Origin of the sequence: Streptomyces sp. SP18BB07, assembly GCF_036322545.1 — a bacterium.
Taxonomy (GTDB): domain Bacteria; phylum Actinomycetota; class Actinomycetes; order Streptomycetales; family Streptomycetaceae; genus Streptomyces; species Streptomyces deccanensis.
This window is the reverse complement of sequence record NZ_JAQYWT010000355.1, coordinates 54118-71477: the sequence shown is the minus strand read 5'-3', so window position 1 is coordinate 71477 and position 17360 is coordinate 54118. Positions and strand designations below refer to the sequence as shown.

Annotated in this window: 13 protein-coding genes and 1 pseudogene; 6 read left to right on the top strand and 8 right to left on the bottom strand. The window is 69.6% G+C overall.

Annotation, left to right across the window (positions count from 1 at the left end; all coding sequences use genetic code 11):
* A complete protein-coding gene (locus PUR53_RS36780; protein WP_329911217.1) occupies window positions 1-690 on the bottom strand; it encodes a TetR/AcrR family transcriptional regulator in 690 nt (229 codons plus the stop codon).
* Between the two features lie 201 nt (window positions 691-891).
* Between PUR53_RS36780 and PUR53_RS36775 the strand changes: the two genes are divergently transcribed.
* From PUR53_RS36775 to PUR53_RS36750, 6 genes and pseudogenes are all read left to right on the top strand, one after another.
* On the top strand, window positions 892-1695 hold the full coding sequence (locus tag PUR53_RS36775; RefSeq protein ID WP_329911216.1) for an SDR family NAD(P)-dependent oxidoreductase: 804 nt from the start codon (window positions 892-894) through the stop codon (window positions 1693-1695).
* 67 nt (window positions 1696-1762) lie between these two features.
* Complete coding sequence (locus PUR53_RS36770; protein ID WP_329911215.1) at window positions 1763-2884, top strand: DUF5938 domain-containing protein; 1122 nt, start codon at window positions 1763-1765, stop codon at window positions 2882-2884.
* Window positions 2885-2954: 70 nt separating this feature from the next.
* Window positions 2955-4505, top strand: a complete 1551-nt coding sequence (locus PUR53_RS36765; protein ID WP_329911214.1) for an acyl-CoA synthetase — start codon at window positions 2955-2957, stop codon at window positions 4503-4505.
* Window positions 4498-5697, top strand: a complete 1200-nt coding sequence (locus PUR53_RS36760) for a lipid-transfer protein (protein WP_329911213.1) — start codon at window positions 4498-4500, stop codon at window positions 5695-5697. Before PUR53_RS36765 ends, PUR53_RS36760 begins: the two co-directional genes overlap by 8 nt.
* Before the next feature lie 511 nt (window positions 5698-6208).
* Window positions 6209-6604 (top strand): hypothetical protein, encoded by a 396-nt coding sequence (locus PUR53_RS36755; protein ID WP_329911212.1) that lies wholly within the window; start codon window positions 6209-6211, stop codon window positions 6602-6604.
* A gap of 5 nt (window positions 6605-6609) precedes the next feature.
* Window positions 6610-7276, top strand: a pseudogene (locus tag PUR53_RS36750) (nucleotidyl transferase AbiEii/AbiGii toxin family protein).
* Window positions 7277-7673: 397 nt separating this feature from the next.
* On the opposite strand, the gene PUR53_RS36745 reads toward PUR53_RS36750, so the two are convergent.
* From PUR53_RS36745 to PUR53_RS36715, 7 genes are all read right to left on the bottom strand, one after another.
* Window positions 7674-8804, bottom strand: a complete 1131-nt coding sequence (locus PUR53_RS36745; protein ID WP_329911211.1) for a hypothetical protein — start codon at window positions 8802-8804, stop codon at window positions 7674-7676.
* A complete protein-coding gene (locus tag PUR53_RS36740; protein ID WP_329911209.1) occupies window positions 8801-9109 on the bottom strand; it encodes a helix-turn-helix domain-containing protein in 309 nt (102 codons plus the stop codon). The genes PUR53_RS36745 and PUR53_RS36740 overlap by 4 nt, the downstream gene beginning before the upstream one ends.
* Window positions 9106-9849 carry a hypothetical protein gene (locus PUR53_RS36735; protein WP_329911207.1) on the bottom strand — a complete coding sequence of 248 codons (744 nt, stop codon included), beginning with the start codon at window positions 9847-9849 and terminating at the stop codon, window positions 9106-9108. The genes PUR53_RS36740 and PUR53_RS36735 overlap by 4 nt, the downstream gene beginning before the upstream one ends.
* 256 nt (window positions 9850-10105) lie before the next feature.
* On the bottom strand, window positions 10106-10894 hold the full coding sequence (locus tag PUR53_RS36730) for a hypothetical protein (protein ID WP_329911206.1): 789 nt from the start codon (window positions 10892-10894) through the stop codon (window positions 10106-10108).
* A 109-nt stretch (window positions 10895-11003) separates the two neighbouring features.
* Complete coding sequence (locus PUR53_RS36725; RefSeq protein ID WP_329911205.1) at window positions 11004-11726, bottom strand: Crp/Fnr family transcriptional regulator; 723 nt, start codon at window positions 11724-11726, stop codon at window positions 11004-11006.
* Between the two features lie 170 nt (window positions 11727-11896).
* The gene (locus tag PUR53_RS36720) at window positions 11897-16348 is read right to left on the bottom strand and encodes a hypothetical protein (protein WP_329911204.1); all 4452 of its coding nucleotides are present in this window, start codon (window positions 16346-16348) and stop codon (window positions 11897-11899) included.
* A gap of 264 nt (window positions 16349-16612) precedes the next feature.
* Window positions 16613-17308, bottom strand: a complete 696-nt coding sequence (locus tag PUR53_RS36715; RefSeq protein ID WP_329896153.1) for an SDR family NAD(P)-dependent oxidoreductase — start codon at window positions 17306-17308, stop codon at window positions 16613-16615.
* Between the last annotated feature and the right edge of the window lie 52 nt (window positions 17309-17360).

The following is a 17360-nucleotide window of genomic DNA, read 5'->3' as shown; positions in this document are numbered from 1 at the left end:
TCAGACAGGGGTGACCAGCTGATCCAGAAGCTGCGCCACGCTCGCCGTCAGGTCGGCGGCGGCACTCTCTCCACCGCTCAGATGCCTCAGCAGCGCCTGCTGGAACAATCCGTCAAAAAGCGCGTAAGCGACCGGAGATGACACGGCTACGGGTGAACCGGCCAGGTCCGCGTACTGGCTGACGATGCGCCAGATCATGCGTTCCAGGCTCTGGTCGATGTCGAGGACGTCGTCACGGAACGACTCCTCGAACAGGCTCTGGTTGCGCAGGTCGTACCAGAGCCGGTGCATCGCCGCGTCGTCACGCAGCGTCCCGGCCATCGCCTCGGCGAAGCCCTCCTTGAGCGCCTGAGCCGAGTCGGCGGTGGCGACGATCCCGTCGTAGCGGGTGACGCACTCCGCCTTGTACTGCCGCACGCAGTAGGTGATCAGCTCGACCTTGTCGCGGAAGTAGTAGTGCAGCACGCCGTGGGAGAACTCGGAGTTCTGCGCGATCTCGCGCAGGCTCGTGCGGGCGTAGCCCAGCTCGGACAGGGTCCGCAGCGCGGACGCGGCCAGCTGGGCCCGCCGCTCGGCGAACTTGTCGACCTGCCGCCGGGAGATCCGGTCCGCGTCCTTGCTGTCCTTGCTGTCCTTGCTGTCCTTGCTGTCCTTGCTGTCCTTGCTGTCCTTGCGCACGGTCTGCGTCACAGCTGCATTCCCGTCAACCTCTCCACCTGACCCCGCCCCGCGCGGGCTCCGTCCCCACGTTAGCGCGGCCTGGACGGTCACGCACCGATTCCCTTGACACTCGTCCAGCAAAATCTTGACGAGCGTCCAAGAAAGTCTTGACGACTGTCCAGAAATGGCCGACGCTGACGCCACTCAGCCATCTCGACGAGGAGAGGTTCCATGAGCGTGTACGACCTGACCGGGCGCAAGGCGCTGGTGACGGGCGGGGCCCGAGGACTGGGCGCGGGGATGGCCGAGGCGCTGGCCCGCGCCGGTGCCGCCGTCGTCATCGGCGACATCCAGGAGGAGGCGGGCAAGGCGACCGCCGACGCGCTGAGGGAGTCCGGCGCCAGTGCCGGGTTCGTCTCCCTCGACGTCACCGAGGACGCGAGCTGGGAATCAGCGGTCGCACAGACGGTCGCCGAACTCGGCGGCCTGGACATCGTCGTCAACAACGCCGGGGTCGAGATCTCCGGCCTGGTCGCCGACCTCGACCCGTCCGACGTCCGCCGGATGCTCGACGTGAACGTCCTGGGCACGGCACTCGGCATCAAGCACGCGTTCCGCGCGATGCGCCCGGGCGGTCCGGCAGGCGCCGGCGGCGCGGTCGTCAACATCGCGTCGGTCGCGGCGACCATCGCCTTCCCCGGCATCGCCGGCTACTCCGCCACGAAGTCGGCGGTGGACCGGCTGACCCGGGTGGCCGCGCTGGAGTCGGGCAAGCTCGGCTACGGCGTGCGCGTGAACTGTGTGTATCCCGGTCTGGTCCCGACCGAGATGGGCGCCCGGCTGGCGGCCGACATGGAGACGCTGGGGCTCTTCCCCAGCGCGGAGGCGGCGGTCGGCAGCGTGATCGGGCTGACCCCGCTCGGCCGGCTCGGCGAAGTCACCGACATGGCCGACGCCGTGGTCTTCCTCGCCTCCGACGGCGCCCGCTTCATCACCGGGGCCGGCCTGCCGGTCGACGGCGGCATGGGCATGTGACGGGACTCCACCCACCCCTCCGCCCATCCTTCCGCCCACCCCTCCACCCATGAAAGGCCGACCGACCATGAGCAACAGCAAGCCCGTCGTCGTCTACGGTGCCTCCGGCTACACCGGCCGCCTGGTCTGCGAGTACCTCCGCGAGTACAACATCCCCTTCATCGCCGCCGGACGCGACAAGGCCCGTATCCAGGAAGTCCTCGACAAGGTCCCCGGGATCGACACCGTGGACCACGAGGTGGTCGAGGTCGAGCACGCGGTCGGACCGCTGACCGAGCTCTTCCGCGGCGCCAAGGTGGTGAGCAACATGGTCGGCCCGTTCATCAAGTACGGGCCGGAGGTCGTGGAGGCCGCCCTCGCGGCCGGCTGCCACTACCTCGACACCACGGGCGAGCAGGACTGGGCCCTCGACGCCCAGGCACGGTGGGGCGACGCGTACGCCGAGAAGGGCCTGCTGCTGTCCCCCGGCGTCGCGCAGATGTACACCACCGGCGAGATCGCGGCCAACATCTGCCTGGAGACCCCCGGCCTGGACACCCTCGACGTCCTGGTGCTGTGGAAGGGCTTCCCCACCTACGCGTCGACCCAGACGATCTTCACCATCCTCAAGGCCGACTGGCACTACCTGGAGGAGAACCAGTACCGCAGGTGGGACCCGCTGACCGCCGCCGACGTCGCCGTTCCCGGACAGCACGAGACGGCACTAGCCCTGCCGTGGGGCGGCACGCTCCACCCCGTGTGGTTCAAGAACGACCCCAGGGTGGCCACCTGCAAGGCCCTCGGCGGCGTCATGGACCGGGGCGTCATGCAGGGCGTGGTGGAGACGGTCAAGATGGTCGAGTCGCAGATCAAGACCCTCCCCGCCGAGGAGCAGGACGCCGCCCTCGCGGAGGTGGCCGCCTCGGTGCAGGCCGGCATGCCGCCCCGGGAGAACCCGCGCGTCAACACCTCCATCGACTCCGTCCACGCCTCGGGCCCGCTGGGACGCGCCCACTGCGTGATCCACGGCCACAGCAACTACAAGCAGACCGGACTGCTCCAGGCGTACGCCGCCCACAGCCTGCTCCAGCAGCCGCCCCGGCGCGTCGGCCTGGCCTCGGCGTGCCAGGCGTTCGGCCACCGCGAACTGCTCGGCCAGCTCAAGGCCTTCGGGCTCGTCCTCGACCCGGTCCTCACCGTCCACAGCTGAGTCCCGGGCAGAGCCCGACACCCCCGAGAACCTTGCGACACCCGGAACCCGGAAGAACGAGGATGACGCCGTGCGTCTGACCGACTATCTCGACAAGGGCGCGTCCCTGGGGCCCGACGCCCCCTGCCTCACCACGCGGGGACACACCCTCACCTACGGCGAGGTCCAGGAACTCTCCTGGCGGGTGGCCCGCGCCCTGGACCGGTCGGGCGTACGGCCCGGGGACAAGGTGGCGGTGCTCTCCGCCAACGATCCGACCGCCTTCTCCTGTGTCTTCGGCATCTCCCGGGCCGGCGCGGTCTGGTGCCCCGTCAACCCGCGCAACGAGGCCGCCGAGAACCGCGAGTCGCTGGACCTCTTCGACTGCGTCTGCCTGATCTTCCAGGAGGCGTACGCCCCCCTGGTCGCCAAGATCCTTCCCGACCTGCCGAAGCTGACCACACTGGTCTGCCTCGACGGATCCCCGTCCTTCGCGACCTCCCTGGACGCATGGCTGGACGACCTGCCGGCCGACCCGTGGGAAGCCGCACCGGCCGACGACACCGTCATGCTCGTCGGCACGGGCGGCACCACGGGCCGGCCCAAGGGCGTGATGCTGACCGACCGGAACATCGAGACCATGTCGGCGCTGACGCTGATGAGTTACCCGTTCGGCACCCGCCCGGTCTACCTGGCGCTCGCCCCGCTGACGCACGCCGCCGGGGTGCTGTGCTTCCCCGTCATGACGCTGGGCGGCGAGATCGTCATCATGCCGACGCCGGACCTCACCGAGTTCCTCGCGCTGGTCGAACGGCATCGGGTCACGCACACCTTCCTGCCGCCGACGCTCATCTACATGCTCCTCGGCCACGCGGACCTGCCCGCCACGGACCTCACCTCGCTGCGCTGCCTCTGGTACGGCGCCGCCCCCATGTCGGCGGCCCGGCTGGAGGAGGCCATCGAACGGATCGGCCCGGTCATGGCCCAGCTCTTCGGCCAGTCCGAGGCCCCCATGATGATCTCGACGATGGCCCCGGAGGACCACGTCCACCCCGACGGCTCGCTCGCCGTGGAGCGCTTCACCTCCGCCGGCCGACCCTCGCCGCTGGTCACCGTCGCCATCATGGACGGCGAGGGGCGGCTGCTGCCGCCCGGCGAACGCGGCGAGATAGTGGTCCGCGGCTCACTGGTGATGGCGGGCTACTACAAGGACCCCTCGGCCACCGAGGAGGCGTCCCGGCACGGATGGCACCACACCGGGGACATCGGCTATCTCGACGCCGACGACTACCTGTTCATCGTCGACCGCGCCAAGGACATGATCATCAGCGGCGGATTCAACGTCTACTCCGCCGAAGTCGAACAGGCGGTCATGGAGCACCCCGCCGTCCAGGACTGCGCGGTCGTCGGGCTCCCCGACGACACATGGGGCGAACGCGTGACCGCCATCGTCCAGCTCCACGCCGGAGCGAGCGCGGCGAGTGTCACGGGCACCGGCCTGCGCGACTTCGTCAAGGCCCGGATCGGGAGCGTCAAGGCTCCCAAGCAGGTCGAGGTATGGCCCGACCTCCCCCGCTCGAAGGTGGGCAAGGTCCTCAAGAACGAGGTCCGGTCGCAACTGCTCGGGAACGCGCATGACTGACACGGTCCGCAAGGTGCACGTGGCCGGGGTCGGCATGATCCCGTTCCGCAAACCCGGAGCCGGTGAAAGCTACCCGGTCATGGCCGAACGCGCCGCCCGCGCGGCCCTGGCCGATGCCGGCCTGCCGTACGAGGCCGTCCAGCAGGCCTACGCCGGATACGTCTACGGGGACTCGGCAGCCGGTCAGGCCGCCCTCTACTCCCTCGGCCTGTCCGGCATCCCCGTCGTGAACGTCAACAACAACTGCGCCACCGGCTCGTCCGCCCTCTGGCTCGCCCGTCAGGCAGTCGCCTCCGGTGCCGCCGACTGCGTACTGGCCCTCGGCTTCGAGCAGATGCGGCCCGGCGCCCTGGCGAGCGGATGGGACGACCGGCCCGACCCCTTGGGCCGCTTCCTCGACCGAATGACCCACTTGCAGGGCCATGACGAACGGACGCCGGTCGCGGCCCAGTTGTTCGGAGGCGCCGGAGTCGCCCACATGGACAGGTACGGCACCGATCCCGCCACGTTCGCCCAGATCTCGGTGAAGGCGCGCCGCCACGCGGCAGGCAATCCGTACGCCGTGTTCCGCACCCCCATCACGCAGGAGGAGGTTCTCGCCTCACCGCACATCTACGGGCCGCTGACCCGGCTGCAATGCTGCCCGCCCACCTGCGGGGCCGCCGCGGCCGTGCTCTGCGGCGAGGACTTCGCCCGCCGGCACGACGTCTCCTCACCCGTCGTGATCCGCGCCCAGGCCATGACCAGCGACTCACCGAGCACCTTCGCCTCCGACGACATGATGCGCGTGGTGGGTTACGACATGACCCGGGCGGCTGCCCAACAGGTCTACGAGACAAGCGGATACGGCCCGCAGGACGTCGATGTGGTCGAACTGCACGACTGTTTCACCGTCAACGAGCTGATCACGTACGAAGCCCTCGGTCTCACCCCGGAGGGCACCGGCGAGAAGTTCGTGCTCGACGGCGACAACACCTACGGCGGCAAGGTGGTCACGAACCCCTCCGGAGGCCTCCTCTCCAAGGGACACCCCCTCGGAGCGACCGGCCTGGCCCAGTGCGCCGAACTGGTCTGGCAACTGCGCGGCCGGGCCGACTCCCGCCAGGTCGAGGGCGCGCGACTCGCACTCCAGCACAACATCGGCCTGGGCGGGGCCTGCGTGGTCACCCTGTACGAGAACGCTGCCCATTAGACCCAGACGCTCCTCCCACGGCCCGGCCGTGCCTGCGCAGGCCAAACCCCCAGTAGAACGGCAGACGCCCGAACGCATAGAGGGGACTGGACGCAGCCGAGCATCGCAGGGAGTGACCCGGAGACGGAGTCGTCAAAGCCAGCAACTGGCAGCCGGTGCTTACGCTCACCAGGCCCGTCAGCTACGCAAGACATGTCAGGGGCCGCCGAGCGCTACCGGCTACCGAAAGGCGCACGGGCGCCGAATGACGGCGTGACGGAAAGGGTGATCTCCCGCGTGCATCCACACGGACCAAAGTCGCCCAGCTCCCCCTCAGCTGTCGCGTTGGCGCTGGTCAGGGCCACCTAGTTCAGGCGCTGGGACTGGCTGTGAGTCTCTGGAGACAAACGCTGATCTCGTTGCGCTACCCCGAAGAGTGCCTGGCCAGGTCTTTTGCGCTCGGGAGCCCCCGTCTCGACGTAGCCCATTTGCCGCGCCAGCGTCAAGGCCGACGTCCGTCTCAGAGCTGATCATGACTGCGGCAACCAGCTCACCCAGGCCCCCCACCCCGAGGGACGTCTCGGGCGCGGACGCCGAGGACCTCGCGCTGTACCGGGAGAAGTTCCGCCGCCGCCTTCCGGAGTCGCTGAACAACTTGCGTGGGCCGACGCACGGTGTGGTGGATCTGCCGCTGCACATGGCCTCGTCCGGGATGACCTCGTACGACCTGGGCAAGCCGCGTCAGCTGATGGGCCTGTACCGCACCGTCCTGCACGAGGGCCTGCGCGACGACCTGCCCCGCTACCTCAACCGGGACCTGCTCCTCCAGCTGTGGCCGGTGCTGCGCCCCCTCGCCGGTCGCACCGTGCGCGCCGTGTGGGAGGACGCCTTCCCCCAGCTCGCCTCCCGTACCCAGGCAGCCGCGTGACGGACATGCCGGAGCTGCACACGCGGCTCCTGGCGATGTGATCGCCCTCGGCTCGCCATACCCCCTGGTCCTCACCGGCGGGTACGCATTGAGGGCACACCGCCTCGTATATCGCCCCAGCCAGGACCTCGATGTCGCAACTGAGAACCCGGCTCCCATGGCCGACATCGCGGCCACGGTCCGGGCCGGTCTGGAAGCCCGCGGCTGGAAGGTGCAGGCGCTGGAGACCGCCCCGCTGTCCGCCCGATTCACCGTGGCCGACCCGGCCACCGGGCAGGACTGCGAAGTCGACATCCTCAAGGAGATCTTCTGGCGGCCCGTCGCCCAGAGCCCGTACGGCCCCGTCCTCGCGGAGGAGGACGTGATCGGGACCAAGGTCCGCGCCTCGCCGCCCACGGAGCGCCCCGCGACCTCATCGACGTGTTCGCAGCCTCCCGCCGCTGGACCAATGCCGATCTTGCAGCATTCGGCCGCCGCCACGCCCGCGGCCGCTTCGAGCGCGAGGATCTGCAGGCGAACCTCACTGGCGCCGAGTGGACCGGCAACAACGAATTATCCGCCTACGGCCTCGATGACGCCGCAATCATCGCTCTCCGCGCTTGGGCCGTGGAGTGGGCCGACGACCTCGCGCCCCGTCTCCTCGATGAGGCCGATGATCAGGACGTCGGCTGATCACGTCATCAGGATGAGATCCGTGTGCAATCGATCAGCGTAAGAATCAGGAAATGAGTTGGTGGCAGAACAGCGGGCCGCTGGTCTGTCCCGAGAAGGGCTAGGTCTGCCGGGCCCCTCACGGCCGCCGCCTCCACAAGAACATGACGCTGCCGGTGAACGTGCCCCCGGCTGCAGGTGGGAGGTCGACGGCAGTTCATCGACACCCGCGGCTGGCTCACCTGCTACTCCCTGCTGGCCTACGCACCGGACCTCAACCCCCGTCGAGGGTTCAAGTACACGTCGCCCCCGGGCGGATCGCCGGCGGCAGCCGGGCCGAAAGCGAAAAGGCAGGATGCCGCAGATGAACATGAACGGACCCGAGCCCTGGGGAGGCCCGGGTCCCTTGGCGGAAATGTCATGCGGTGGCACTGTGGGCCAGCGCGCGGGCCTTGGCCGCCCACTCCCCCATCCTCGTGATGGCGGAGGTCAGTTGCTTCACCGCGGCGGTGATCTCCTTCACCGGTTTGCGGAGGTGCCGGCTCACCCGGACCATGGCGCCCGCCGAGGTGCCGAAGGAGCCCATCTCTGCGAGACCTTGTTGCGCGGCTTCGTCCAGGGACATGAGCTGCTCCAGAAACTCGTCCGCCCCCTCACCTCGTTCGTCGGGCGGCGTCATCTCGATGAGGCCCAGCGCGGCCCTCACCCCGCTGTCCAGAGTCGTCATCCGCTCCGCGAACGCCGCGGCGACGGTGTGCAGTTCGCCAGCCGGCACGCTGATTGCCTCCGCGTACCGGGCGACGGCAGAAAGCCGAGCGCTCATGGGTGCGTTCGCCTGGGTCAGATCGAGCATCTCGGTGCCGGACTGCTCGGTGTGTGCCCCGATCGCCTCGATCGTCTTGGTGATCGCCTCAAGGTCGGCTGCCATCTCGTCGAGCCCATCCTCGATCACGGCGAAGTCGTCGAGCAGCCCGGAAGAGTCCTCGTCCTCTACATGGCCGCCGTCCTCCGATGCGGAAGCCGGTCCGTCACCGGTGTGGAGTCCGCGCAGCACCCGTGCCGGCGTGAGGAGTTCGAAGCCGTCGCGGAGTCCGGCCTCCAAGGCGTTCTCGATCTCCTTGCGGGCGCCGGCCAGATGACTGCGTGTCCGCTGGTAGCGGATCGTCCTGATCGACGCGATGTCGAAGGGCAGTTGGCCGGCCTCCCCGATGTGGATCGTCGGCTTTCCGGTGATGTGCCGCAGCCCCAGCTCGTACATCACGTTGGGATTGCCACCACTGACGTCGGCGACGACCAAGTCGGACTCGACGACGTACCGGCAGATCTGCTCGTTGATGTCACCGGCGTGCGTGATGCCGTCCGCACGCACGGCGCTGATGCCGTGCTTTTCACAAGCAGGGGCGATCACCTGCTCGAAAACGCTGAGGTGGTGCTCGTACGCCTCCCGCTCGGGGCTGCCGTGCGCGGCATACGGGTCACCAATGGGGCCGACGACGAAACACTTCCGGGGCTGGTCGGACTCCTCTCGGAGTGTCTGTGACGTGATCATGCGTGAACCTCCGATACGTGGGTGTGGATGTCTTTGGGCTGCGCTGCCGGTGCCGCATCGTCCTCCAAGGGGATCGCGTACACCGGCCGTTCATCGACGCCGAGGGCGCGCAGCAGGTGGGTGGTGGGGATGCGGTAGCGTCCGCCGACCCGCAGCACGAGGCACGGGAAGGCACCGAGGCGGATCAGCTTGTACGCCGTCCCAGGGCAGATGTCGAAAGCGCGGGCAGCTGTGCGCAGGTCGACGCTCAAGGGCAGGTCGAAGGCCTCCGCGAAGCCGAGCGGGGGGCCGGACCGCCCGCTCACCGCCGGACTCCTACGGGGCGTAGGACCAGCGTGCCGATGATGTCGGCCTCCTCGTGGCGGCGAGCCCGGAACACCAGATCGGGCAGGCGGGGACCGGTCTGTCGACCGCCCTGCCGAGGGCAGTCCTCGGCGAAGCGCAGCGTGGCGTACAGGCCTTCGCGGTTGGGTGGGGGCGTGATGTGCACTTCCCAGCCCTTGGGCGGGTGGAGCCGTTCCTCGGGCGCGACGGTGGGGTTGCGGGCCTCGGCCACGGCGCTGATGTCGATGACGGGGATCTCCCGCGTGATGCGCTGCGCGTAGGCCCACATCCGGTTCACTGCCTCCTTGATCAGGCGTCCGCCCGTGTCCGGATCATCCGGGTCCGCCGCGTCGAGCGCGGCGAGCACGGCCAGGACGGCCTCCGCCTCTAGGTCAGCCCGGTCGACCCGCCGCCAGAGGCGCAGGATCCGTTGCACGTTCCGGTACAGCCCAGGCAGGACCAGCCAGACGACGAACAGCCGTCCTGTGCCGTCGCCATTCCGCGGCTCCTGCTGGGCCTCGGTGACGGCATGCCGCCAGACCGCCGCGCCCAGCGCCCCGTCCCGTCGTGGGCCGTAGAGTGCTTCCCTGCTCTCCTCCGCGGACAGCACGAGGGCACGGGAGCCGACATGCACGGTGAGCGACGGACGCTCGGCCGGGGACGGTCCGAGGACGCCCGCGTCGATCCGGGTGAAGACGCTCCTGGGTCCGGTTGATGTCATCCCCCCTCCTTTCCGGTCTCGTCGGGACGGAGGGGCGCCAGGGCGGCAGCCGCTCGGTCGCAGGCACGGGCGAGGCTGGTCAGCGCCGACCGCACTGCCGCGTGCCACGTCGTGCGGGCCGGGTGCGCCGTTCCGTTCCGGCGCGGCGATTCTGTGGTGGGCGGGTGGAAGTGAATGCCGCCGTACACGGCATGGCCGACGTTCACCCCGTAGTCCGCCCGCTGAACGTCACTCCGCTCCCGCCAGAGAGGGGCCGTCATCGGGCGGGACCGGAGCCAGCGGGCGGAGGAGGCACGGGCAGACCGACGGTGAGACCGCCGACGACGTCCCGGCCGACGGCGGCTCCCTGGTTCACGTACTGAGCCAGTGGTGTCCGGCTCGGAGCGGTGCCCAGCAAGGGCTTCGGCTCCAGCGCCTCCGCCATGGCCGATCGCACATCGTCCGGCGCGTGGCCCGGCACACGGATCCAGCCGTAACCGCCGAACTCCTTGACCCTCACGTGGGCCCGCACGTACTGCGCGGGGTCGAGGTCCGGCTGTCCGAACCGCACGACGTCCTGGTACAGCCGGTCCGACACGATAGCGACGAGATCCGCCCCCGTAAGGGACGCGAGTACGGCCCTGAGTTGGGGCGCGTTGACATAGCGTGCCACGGCGACCGGGGTCGGGCCGGCGTGGCCGAGGGCGGCATCCGTGACCACGCCGGTGTCCACGGCTAGCCGCAGCCTGACCCTCGGGACGGCCTGGCGGGCGTTGCGGTCCCGGAGACGGGCTGTCAGGTGGTGCACGAAGGGCCCCAGTACGGAGGCCTCCGGAGTCGCTTCGGGAAGTACGGCGAATTCCAGGTCGCCCTGCGGCTGACGTGCCCAGGCGGCTCGGTCCAGTCCGGTCAGCGCCGCCGCCTCGTCCAGCATCCGGACCAGGTCGGCCTGGACGGCCGACTGCGTCCGGGTATCGAGTCGGCTGTACCGCTCGACGTCCGCCGCCAGGCACAGCCGGCGGTGCGGCCAGCCGTCCGACGGCTGGACCGAAGAGACTTCGTTCATGGCAACTCGCCACCTTCCAAGTGGTGTTGGGTGCGTGCACGCCAACCGTGGGAGGAAGGGGCGGGGGCGGCCAAGAAAGCCGCATTAATGCGGTTCTGGTGGCGGGACGCTAGGCGGGGGGCACACTCAGGCGGGCCGCTGCGCGCAGGCAGCCCATGTCCAGAACTTCGGTCTGCCGGGAGCCGGTGGTGATGATCCTTTCGTTCCGCAGCCGGGCAAGCGCCTTGTGGATGGTGTACGTGGTGGACGCGGTGAGAGCAGCGAACTCCGACTGGGACAGGTTTACGTCAATCCGGCGTCTGTTCCAGTCGAGCCCCTTGAAAGTCCGCCTCGGCCGCCCGTACGCCTCGGCGAGTTCGACCAGGACGCGCGCCAGCCGGACCGGGACCGGGTATCCGCCCAACTCCAGGCGGAGACGGTCGGACCGGCGCAACCGGACGCACAGCATGCGGCGGAAGGCACGTGACGTCTCGGAGCTGGCTTGGAGAAAGGACTCCAGTTCCAGGGCCGGGACGACGCTCGCGACCACGTCGCCGCAGGCGGTGACCGTGGCCGACCGTGGCCCGGCATCCGTCACCGCCACCTCACCCACGACGTCCCCGGCAATCCTGATGTCCGTGAGGGTCGCCCGATCCCGGTCCAGCCGGGCGGTCACCTTTACCAGGCCCTCGTGGAGGACCATCAACTCCTGTGCATAGTCGCCCTCATGGATGAGGACGTCACCCAGGGCGTAGCGGCGTAGTGTGCCGAGCCGGCTGAAGTCCGCGCGTGCTCCGGGCGACAACGTGTCGAGGAAGGCCACGCGGCCGTCGGGGTTCGAACCGTGCGTCATTCGGACAGCAGAGCACCCGGCCACCCCGGAGGCGAAGGTTTCCGCCCCGGTGCACCGGACGCACGCCAGGGCGCGCGGCGGCGCACAGCGGCGCACTGCGGCGCACTACGGCGCATCCGCCGGGCTCCTGACAGTCCCCGGCTCGCAAGGGGGCTGCGTTCCCTCAGCTTTCAGCGCCGGTCGGCGGCGTCGATCGCCCCGGCTACTCCGAAGGACCCCATCAGCAGCAGCCGGTCCAGCAGGTCGAGGATCTCGGACCGGCGCACGGGCGATGTGGCCTGCACATACGCGCGGACGAGCAGTCGGCCAACGTGACGGTCGGCGCCCGCAGAACGGCGAGGCCGACGCGTGGCGGCGGAATCGGACACCGCCAAAAAGCGCCGGACGCACGTCAGGACCAGTTCGTCGACCCGGTCCGGGGCGTGTTCGAGTGTGATGAGGAGTTGCGTCAGGGCGGCCTCGAAGGCGCGGGAGTCGATCAGCGCGGTCAGCGTCCGCCGGTAGGACGTCAGACGTCGGTCGCGCAGGGCAACGGCCACCGCCGCCGCGGCCTCCCGCACCTGCTCCTCGGGGTCATGGAAGAACCGGACGAGTGCGTGGTGGGCGAGTGCCGCGTCACCGGTTTCGAGGAGGCGCTCGGCGCAAACGTCAGCAGCTCCCTGCCGCTGGGCCGGGTCGTTGCCGGCGAGGACCTTCGCCAGCGGGCCCGGTGTCTCCCACTCCATCGCGGCCAGGGCGGCGACCTGTCCACCGATTCGCCGGACCGGCACAACCCCTGAGTCCAGCATCCGTTCCGTCAGGGGTCCGGCCGACGCCGGATCCGCGCGCATAAGGGCAACGGCCAGGCGCGCCACGTGCGGTGACGCAAGCAGGTGATCGGGGGCCAGGACGAGCACCGCGAAGGCGTCGGCCACCGCCGGCCGGTCGTGGCGGAGGGCTGCTCGTAGTACGTGGGCCACGCACGCCCGGACATCGAGGCTGGGGTCGGCCGCCAGCCGGCTCAGATAGGGGATGATCAGGGCGGCGCGGGAACCGTCCGGGTCGTGGACGAGCAGGTCGCCCAGGCTTTCGGCCGCGCTACCTCGTACGGTGTTGATCCCGGCGGTGAATAGGTCGCGCGTCTCGTCGCTGCCGTCATCGCAGCACACATCGTCGGCATCACCCGGCTCAGCCGAATCGAGAGCACGGCTGAGGAGAGCCTCCACCAGGTCGAGCGGCACATGGTCGAGGTACTTCTGGAGTGCGTGCCCCAGCCAGCGGTCCTGCTCGGGCCTGCCCCGGCCCGCGAAGTGGCGGACCGCCGCGAAGACGGTCTCCGGGTCGTCGTACGGCTCGGCCTCTCCGAGGCCGAGGAGCAGGGAAGCACCGTACGCCGGGTGTGTACCGGCGTTGATCCGCAGGGCGAGCCGGGCGAACCGGCCGGGATCCGCCACCGTCATATTCCGCAGCACGTGCGACAGCTCGCGCGCACCGCCGGTGTCGGTCTCCCAACTGGTCCGGTCCCGACTGTGCTTCCGCATGGCCCCGAGCCATTGGTCGTCGCTCATGTGACGGGCCGACTCCGATGGGATGGGTGGTCCGATGAACCCGCCCGTCACTCCCTCCGGTTCGTCCGGTTCCCGCAAGTCGCCGTGGAGGCGTCGGAGTTCACCGAGCCGACGCCTCCCCCGCTCTGAGAGCCGTCCTTCGGGCAGGGCGGTCAGCAGCGTGAACTCGTGCCACGGGGAGTGTTTCTCGTCCATCGGATGACGCAAGTGCAGCAACGACCGTTCCAGCCGGCCGAGCATCTCGTCGGGAAGGACATCACCGACGGCACGCAGGACCTCGCGGGCACCCCACACGGCGTTGGCCGCGTATCCGGACAGAAAGCGGTGTGGGCCCTGGAGGAGGATCTCGGCGGACCACGCGGCGAGGCCGGGTCCCGCTCCGGCCAGCGCCTGGTAGAGCAGCCATTGCGCCGCTTCGTACGGCTGGCTCACCAGCGGCTCCACAAGAAGGCGCGCCCGCGAGGCGTCCCGGATCGCTGCGCTCCGCAGGGCCTTAGCCATACCTTGCAGCAGAGCGTCGCCCAGGTCGACCGGATCGTCGTCGGGATGACGATGCCAGAAGTGACGGTCACGGAGGGGCCGTCCCGCCCGTGCCCGGAAGGCGGTCACGCTCACGACGGCCAGCAGGACAGGCAGCAGCCGGTCACAGAATTCTTCCGGAGCACCACCGGCGGCAGCGGCCACCATCTCCAGTGCTGCGTGATCCCTAGTCAGCAGCACCGCCACACGGCCTCCGTCGTCCAGCCTGAGGGCGTCCGGACGTTCCGACAGCAGGGCGTACAGCAACTCGACCGCCCAGGTGGGCTCGTGCGCCGCCAGCTCGCCCGCCGAGTCCCACAGGACGTGTTCGGCGTCGGTGAAAAGGTCCCCCCGTACGCCGTCAAGCAGGAGGTTGAAGAGGTGCCGGCTGTCGGCAAGGCGGGCATAGGGAACGATCTGCTTCAGCCAGGAACCGTATCGGGGGTTCGCAGCGTGTGCTCCGAGGAGACGCGCCACCCGGTCTGGCATGGTGTCCGTGACCGACATCAACAGCCGTACCGCCCAGCTCTGTTCTCTGACGTCGGCACTGGCGAGCCAGTTCTCGATGACTCCTTCGTCGTCCGCGCGACGGAACCAGGCAGGCATGCCGATCATGTCAACCAGGCGGTCGCAGAAGGGTGGGCGCGTCTCCAGCACCCGGGCGAATGCATCCCACTCGGTGCGGGTGGGATCGTCCAGACCACGCAGGACGGCCAGAGTCAGATCCTTGAGGTGGTAGCGGATCTCCGGGCTGGTCAGCAATGCCTCTATCTCCTCGGCGAACCGATCGGTGTCCAGCTCACGCAGGTGATCGAGCACCTGCCGAAGCTGTCCGCGGCGGAACAGTTCCTGCTCCCCGCCGGCGAGGAACGCGACCAGGCTCTCATCGCGCCGGAGCCAGTCGCGCGCGAAGGCGTAGTCGAAGAAGCTCTCGTGAAAGAAGGCCAGTTGACGACCGTCGCGCACACAGACATGTTCCGACTCCAGTACCTTCCGGCTGACGGCAAGGTCGTCCGTGTCGAGGACGCTGTACGGGGCGGACAGCCGCTGGTGAGCACTCATGGCGGCCACCAGGGCAGAGACCGCGTCGTGGAAGCGCGCGGACGGCTGGCGCCGAGCGCACTTTTCCCGTTTGGTGTCCCAGAAGGCGTCGAACAACTGTCGGGTGGTGTTGAAGGAGAGGGCCCCCTTCTGGTCCGCCACTTGGGCGAGGAGGACGAGATGCAGCGGTGAGCGCAGCAACGCCCGCTGCGGAGCAGCCAGTCGGGAGGGGGACAGGCCCATGCCGTTGACGGCGGTGTCGACCTGGGCGTCGGTGAGGGACTCGATCTCGACGCGCACGCACTGGTCCGGGGCGGCAAGTCGGCGGATACGGTGATCGGCCTCGGCGTCGAACGCGCGGCAGGCCAGAACCACCCGCATGGCTGGGTGTGCCGCGGCCTCGTCCACCAGATCGGCCACCGCGTCAAAGGCCTCAGGGATGCGTCCCGAGGCCATGCTGACCACGTCCAGTTGGTCCACGACGAGAACGCAGGACCGCCCGTCTGCCACGGCGCCGAGAGCACCGACCGGGGACAAGGGCAGGCCGATGCGCTGCCCCAGTTCGTGGGTGGAGCCGAAGGGTTCCAAGCGGTCGAGGCGAAAGGCGAGCACGGGTGTGGCCGCTTCGTCGAGTCCTGCGCAAACCTGGTGCAGCACGGCGCTCTTCCCGCCGCCCGCGGTACCGGTCAGCAGAATAAGCCGCCGTGTGTCCTGCCTGACCTCCGCCAGGAGACGGACGGCCTCCTCACGGGGGATGGCGGGCCGGAGCAGCTCACGTTCGACGGACGTGGCCCAGCGGCGCGTCACCCTGCTCACCGCGTCGGACACCGCGACGGTGTCGGCTCGTCCGGCCCGCCGCAGTCCGTACGGGGCGAGCCGGGCGGTGAGAGCGGCGGCGTCGAGCGTAGTCCCCAGGTCGTCGAGCAGCAGTTGCCCGAGGGCGAGCGCCGCCAGGCGGCCCGGTGCTCCGGTCAGGACCTGTTCGGCGAGGACCGCATTGACGTGCACGAGATCCCGTTCGTCGTGCCACTCCACCCGGAGTCCCCTGACCATCCGCCAGGCCGTCGCGGACGAGCCGTAGATGTCGGCGGCGGCGAGAGAGTCGAAGGGACCCCGGAGTTCGTTCGTGAGCCATGCGGCCTCGAAGGAGGCCAGATCGTCGGACCGGCGGGCGCGGTCGGCGAGTTCGTCGAGAGCACGTGCGGGAATCGCGGAGACGAAGTGGAACATCCGGCCCGCCTCTACATGCGAACGCAGGCTCTCCCACACTCCCTTGTCTCGGAGGGAGGCCACATTCCAACTGTTCGCGTTGCGGTTCTGCCGCTTGACCTGGTGCACCTCCGTCCCATGGTCGTGCCGATAGACGAACTCGACCCCGTCACCCAGCGGACCACCGGGCTCCACGCAGAGCGAGGTACCCGCGCCCAGCAGCACGTACAGGGCATGTCTAATCGCCCAGGCTCCCTCGTAACGGTTGCCGAACTTGTCCGTCTCGCCACCCGGTCGTGGTGCCACCCCGCCCCCTCCCCTGCGCCGCGGTGGCCCGGGCTGTGACCGCCACTGCGACCCAGCCGTCACGGGCTCCGCGTGCAAGGACGCTACAGGAGGACATGGCCATGCCACAGCGCCACGGCTTGCTCTGACATTCGTCATCGGACGGCAGACCGGACGAACGACGCGTGTCGAGGCGCGGTCCGATCCGCGGGGGATCGCGACCCCTGTCCTATGGTCGTGCTTCGAGGTTCGGCCGGGTCGGGAGGCCCCGGGTTCAGGGGTGGGTCACCAGGCCAGGTCGCCGTGGCGGTCTCGGAGGGTTCCGGTCGGGCCGTTCGTTCCGATGGTGGCGAGTTCGACGATCGCGTCGGTGCCCTCGGTCACCGTCTGCGGGCCGCTGTGCCCGTTGAAGTCGGTCGCGGTGTAGCCAGGGTCGGCCGCGTTCACCTTCACGTCCGGCCAGGCCTTCGCGTACTGCGTGGTCAGCATGGTCACGGCGGCCTTCGACGCCGTGTAGAGCGGAGCGACGGCCCGGCCCTCCACGCGCCCGGTGTCGTGGGTCGCCGCGAACGATCCCATGCCGCTCGACACATTGACGATCACCGGGCTCGCGGACTTGCGCAGCAGCGGCAGGAACGCGTGTGTGACCCGGACGACCCCGACGACATTGACGTCGAGGACCGCGCTCGCGTCGGCGGCCGTCAGCTGCTCGGCGGGGGCGTGCGGCCCCAAGACGCCCGCGTTGTTGATCAGGACGTCGATGGCGCCCTCGTGGGCGGCGATGTCGGCGGCGGCCGCGGCCACCGACGCGTCGTCGGTCACATCGATCCGGACGAAGCGGGCGCCGAGTGCGTCGGCGGCCGCCCGACCGCGCTCCGGATCACGGGCACCGACGAGGACGGTGTGGCCGACCTCGATCAGGCGGCGGGCGGTCTCGTACCCGAGGGACTTGTTGGCTCCGGTGATGAAGGTTGTCGTCATGCCTTCACTCTCGGCCGGGGACGAGACGGCAACCAGTGCCCCCCGCGACGGT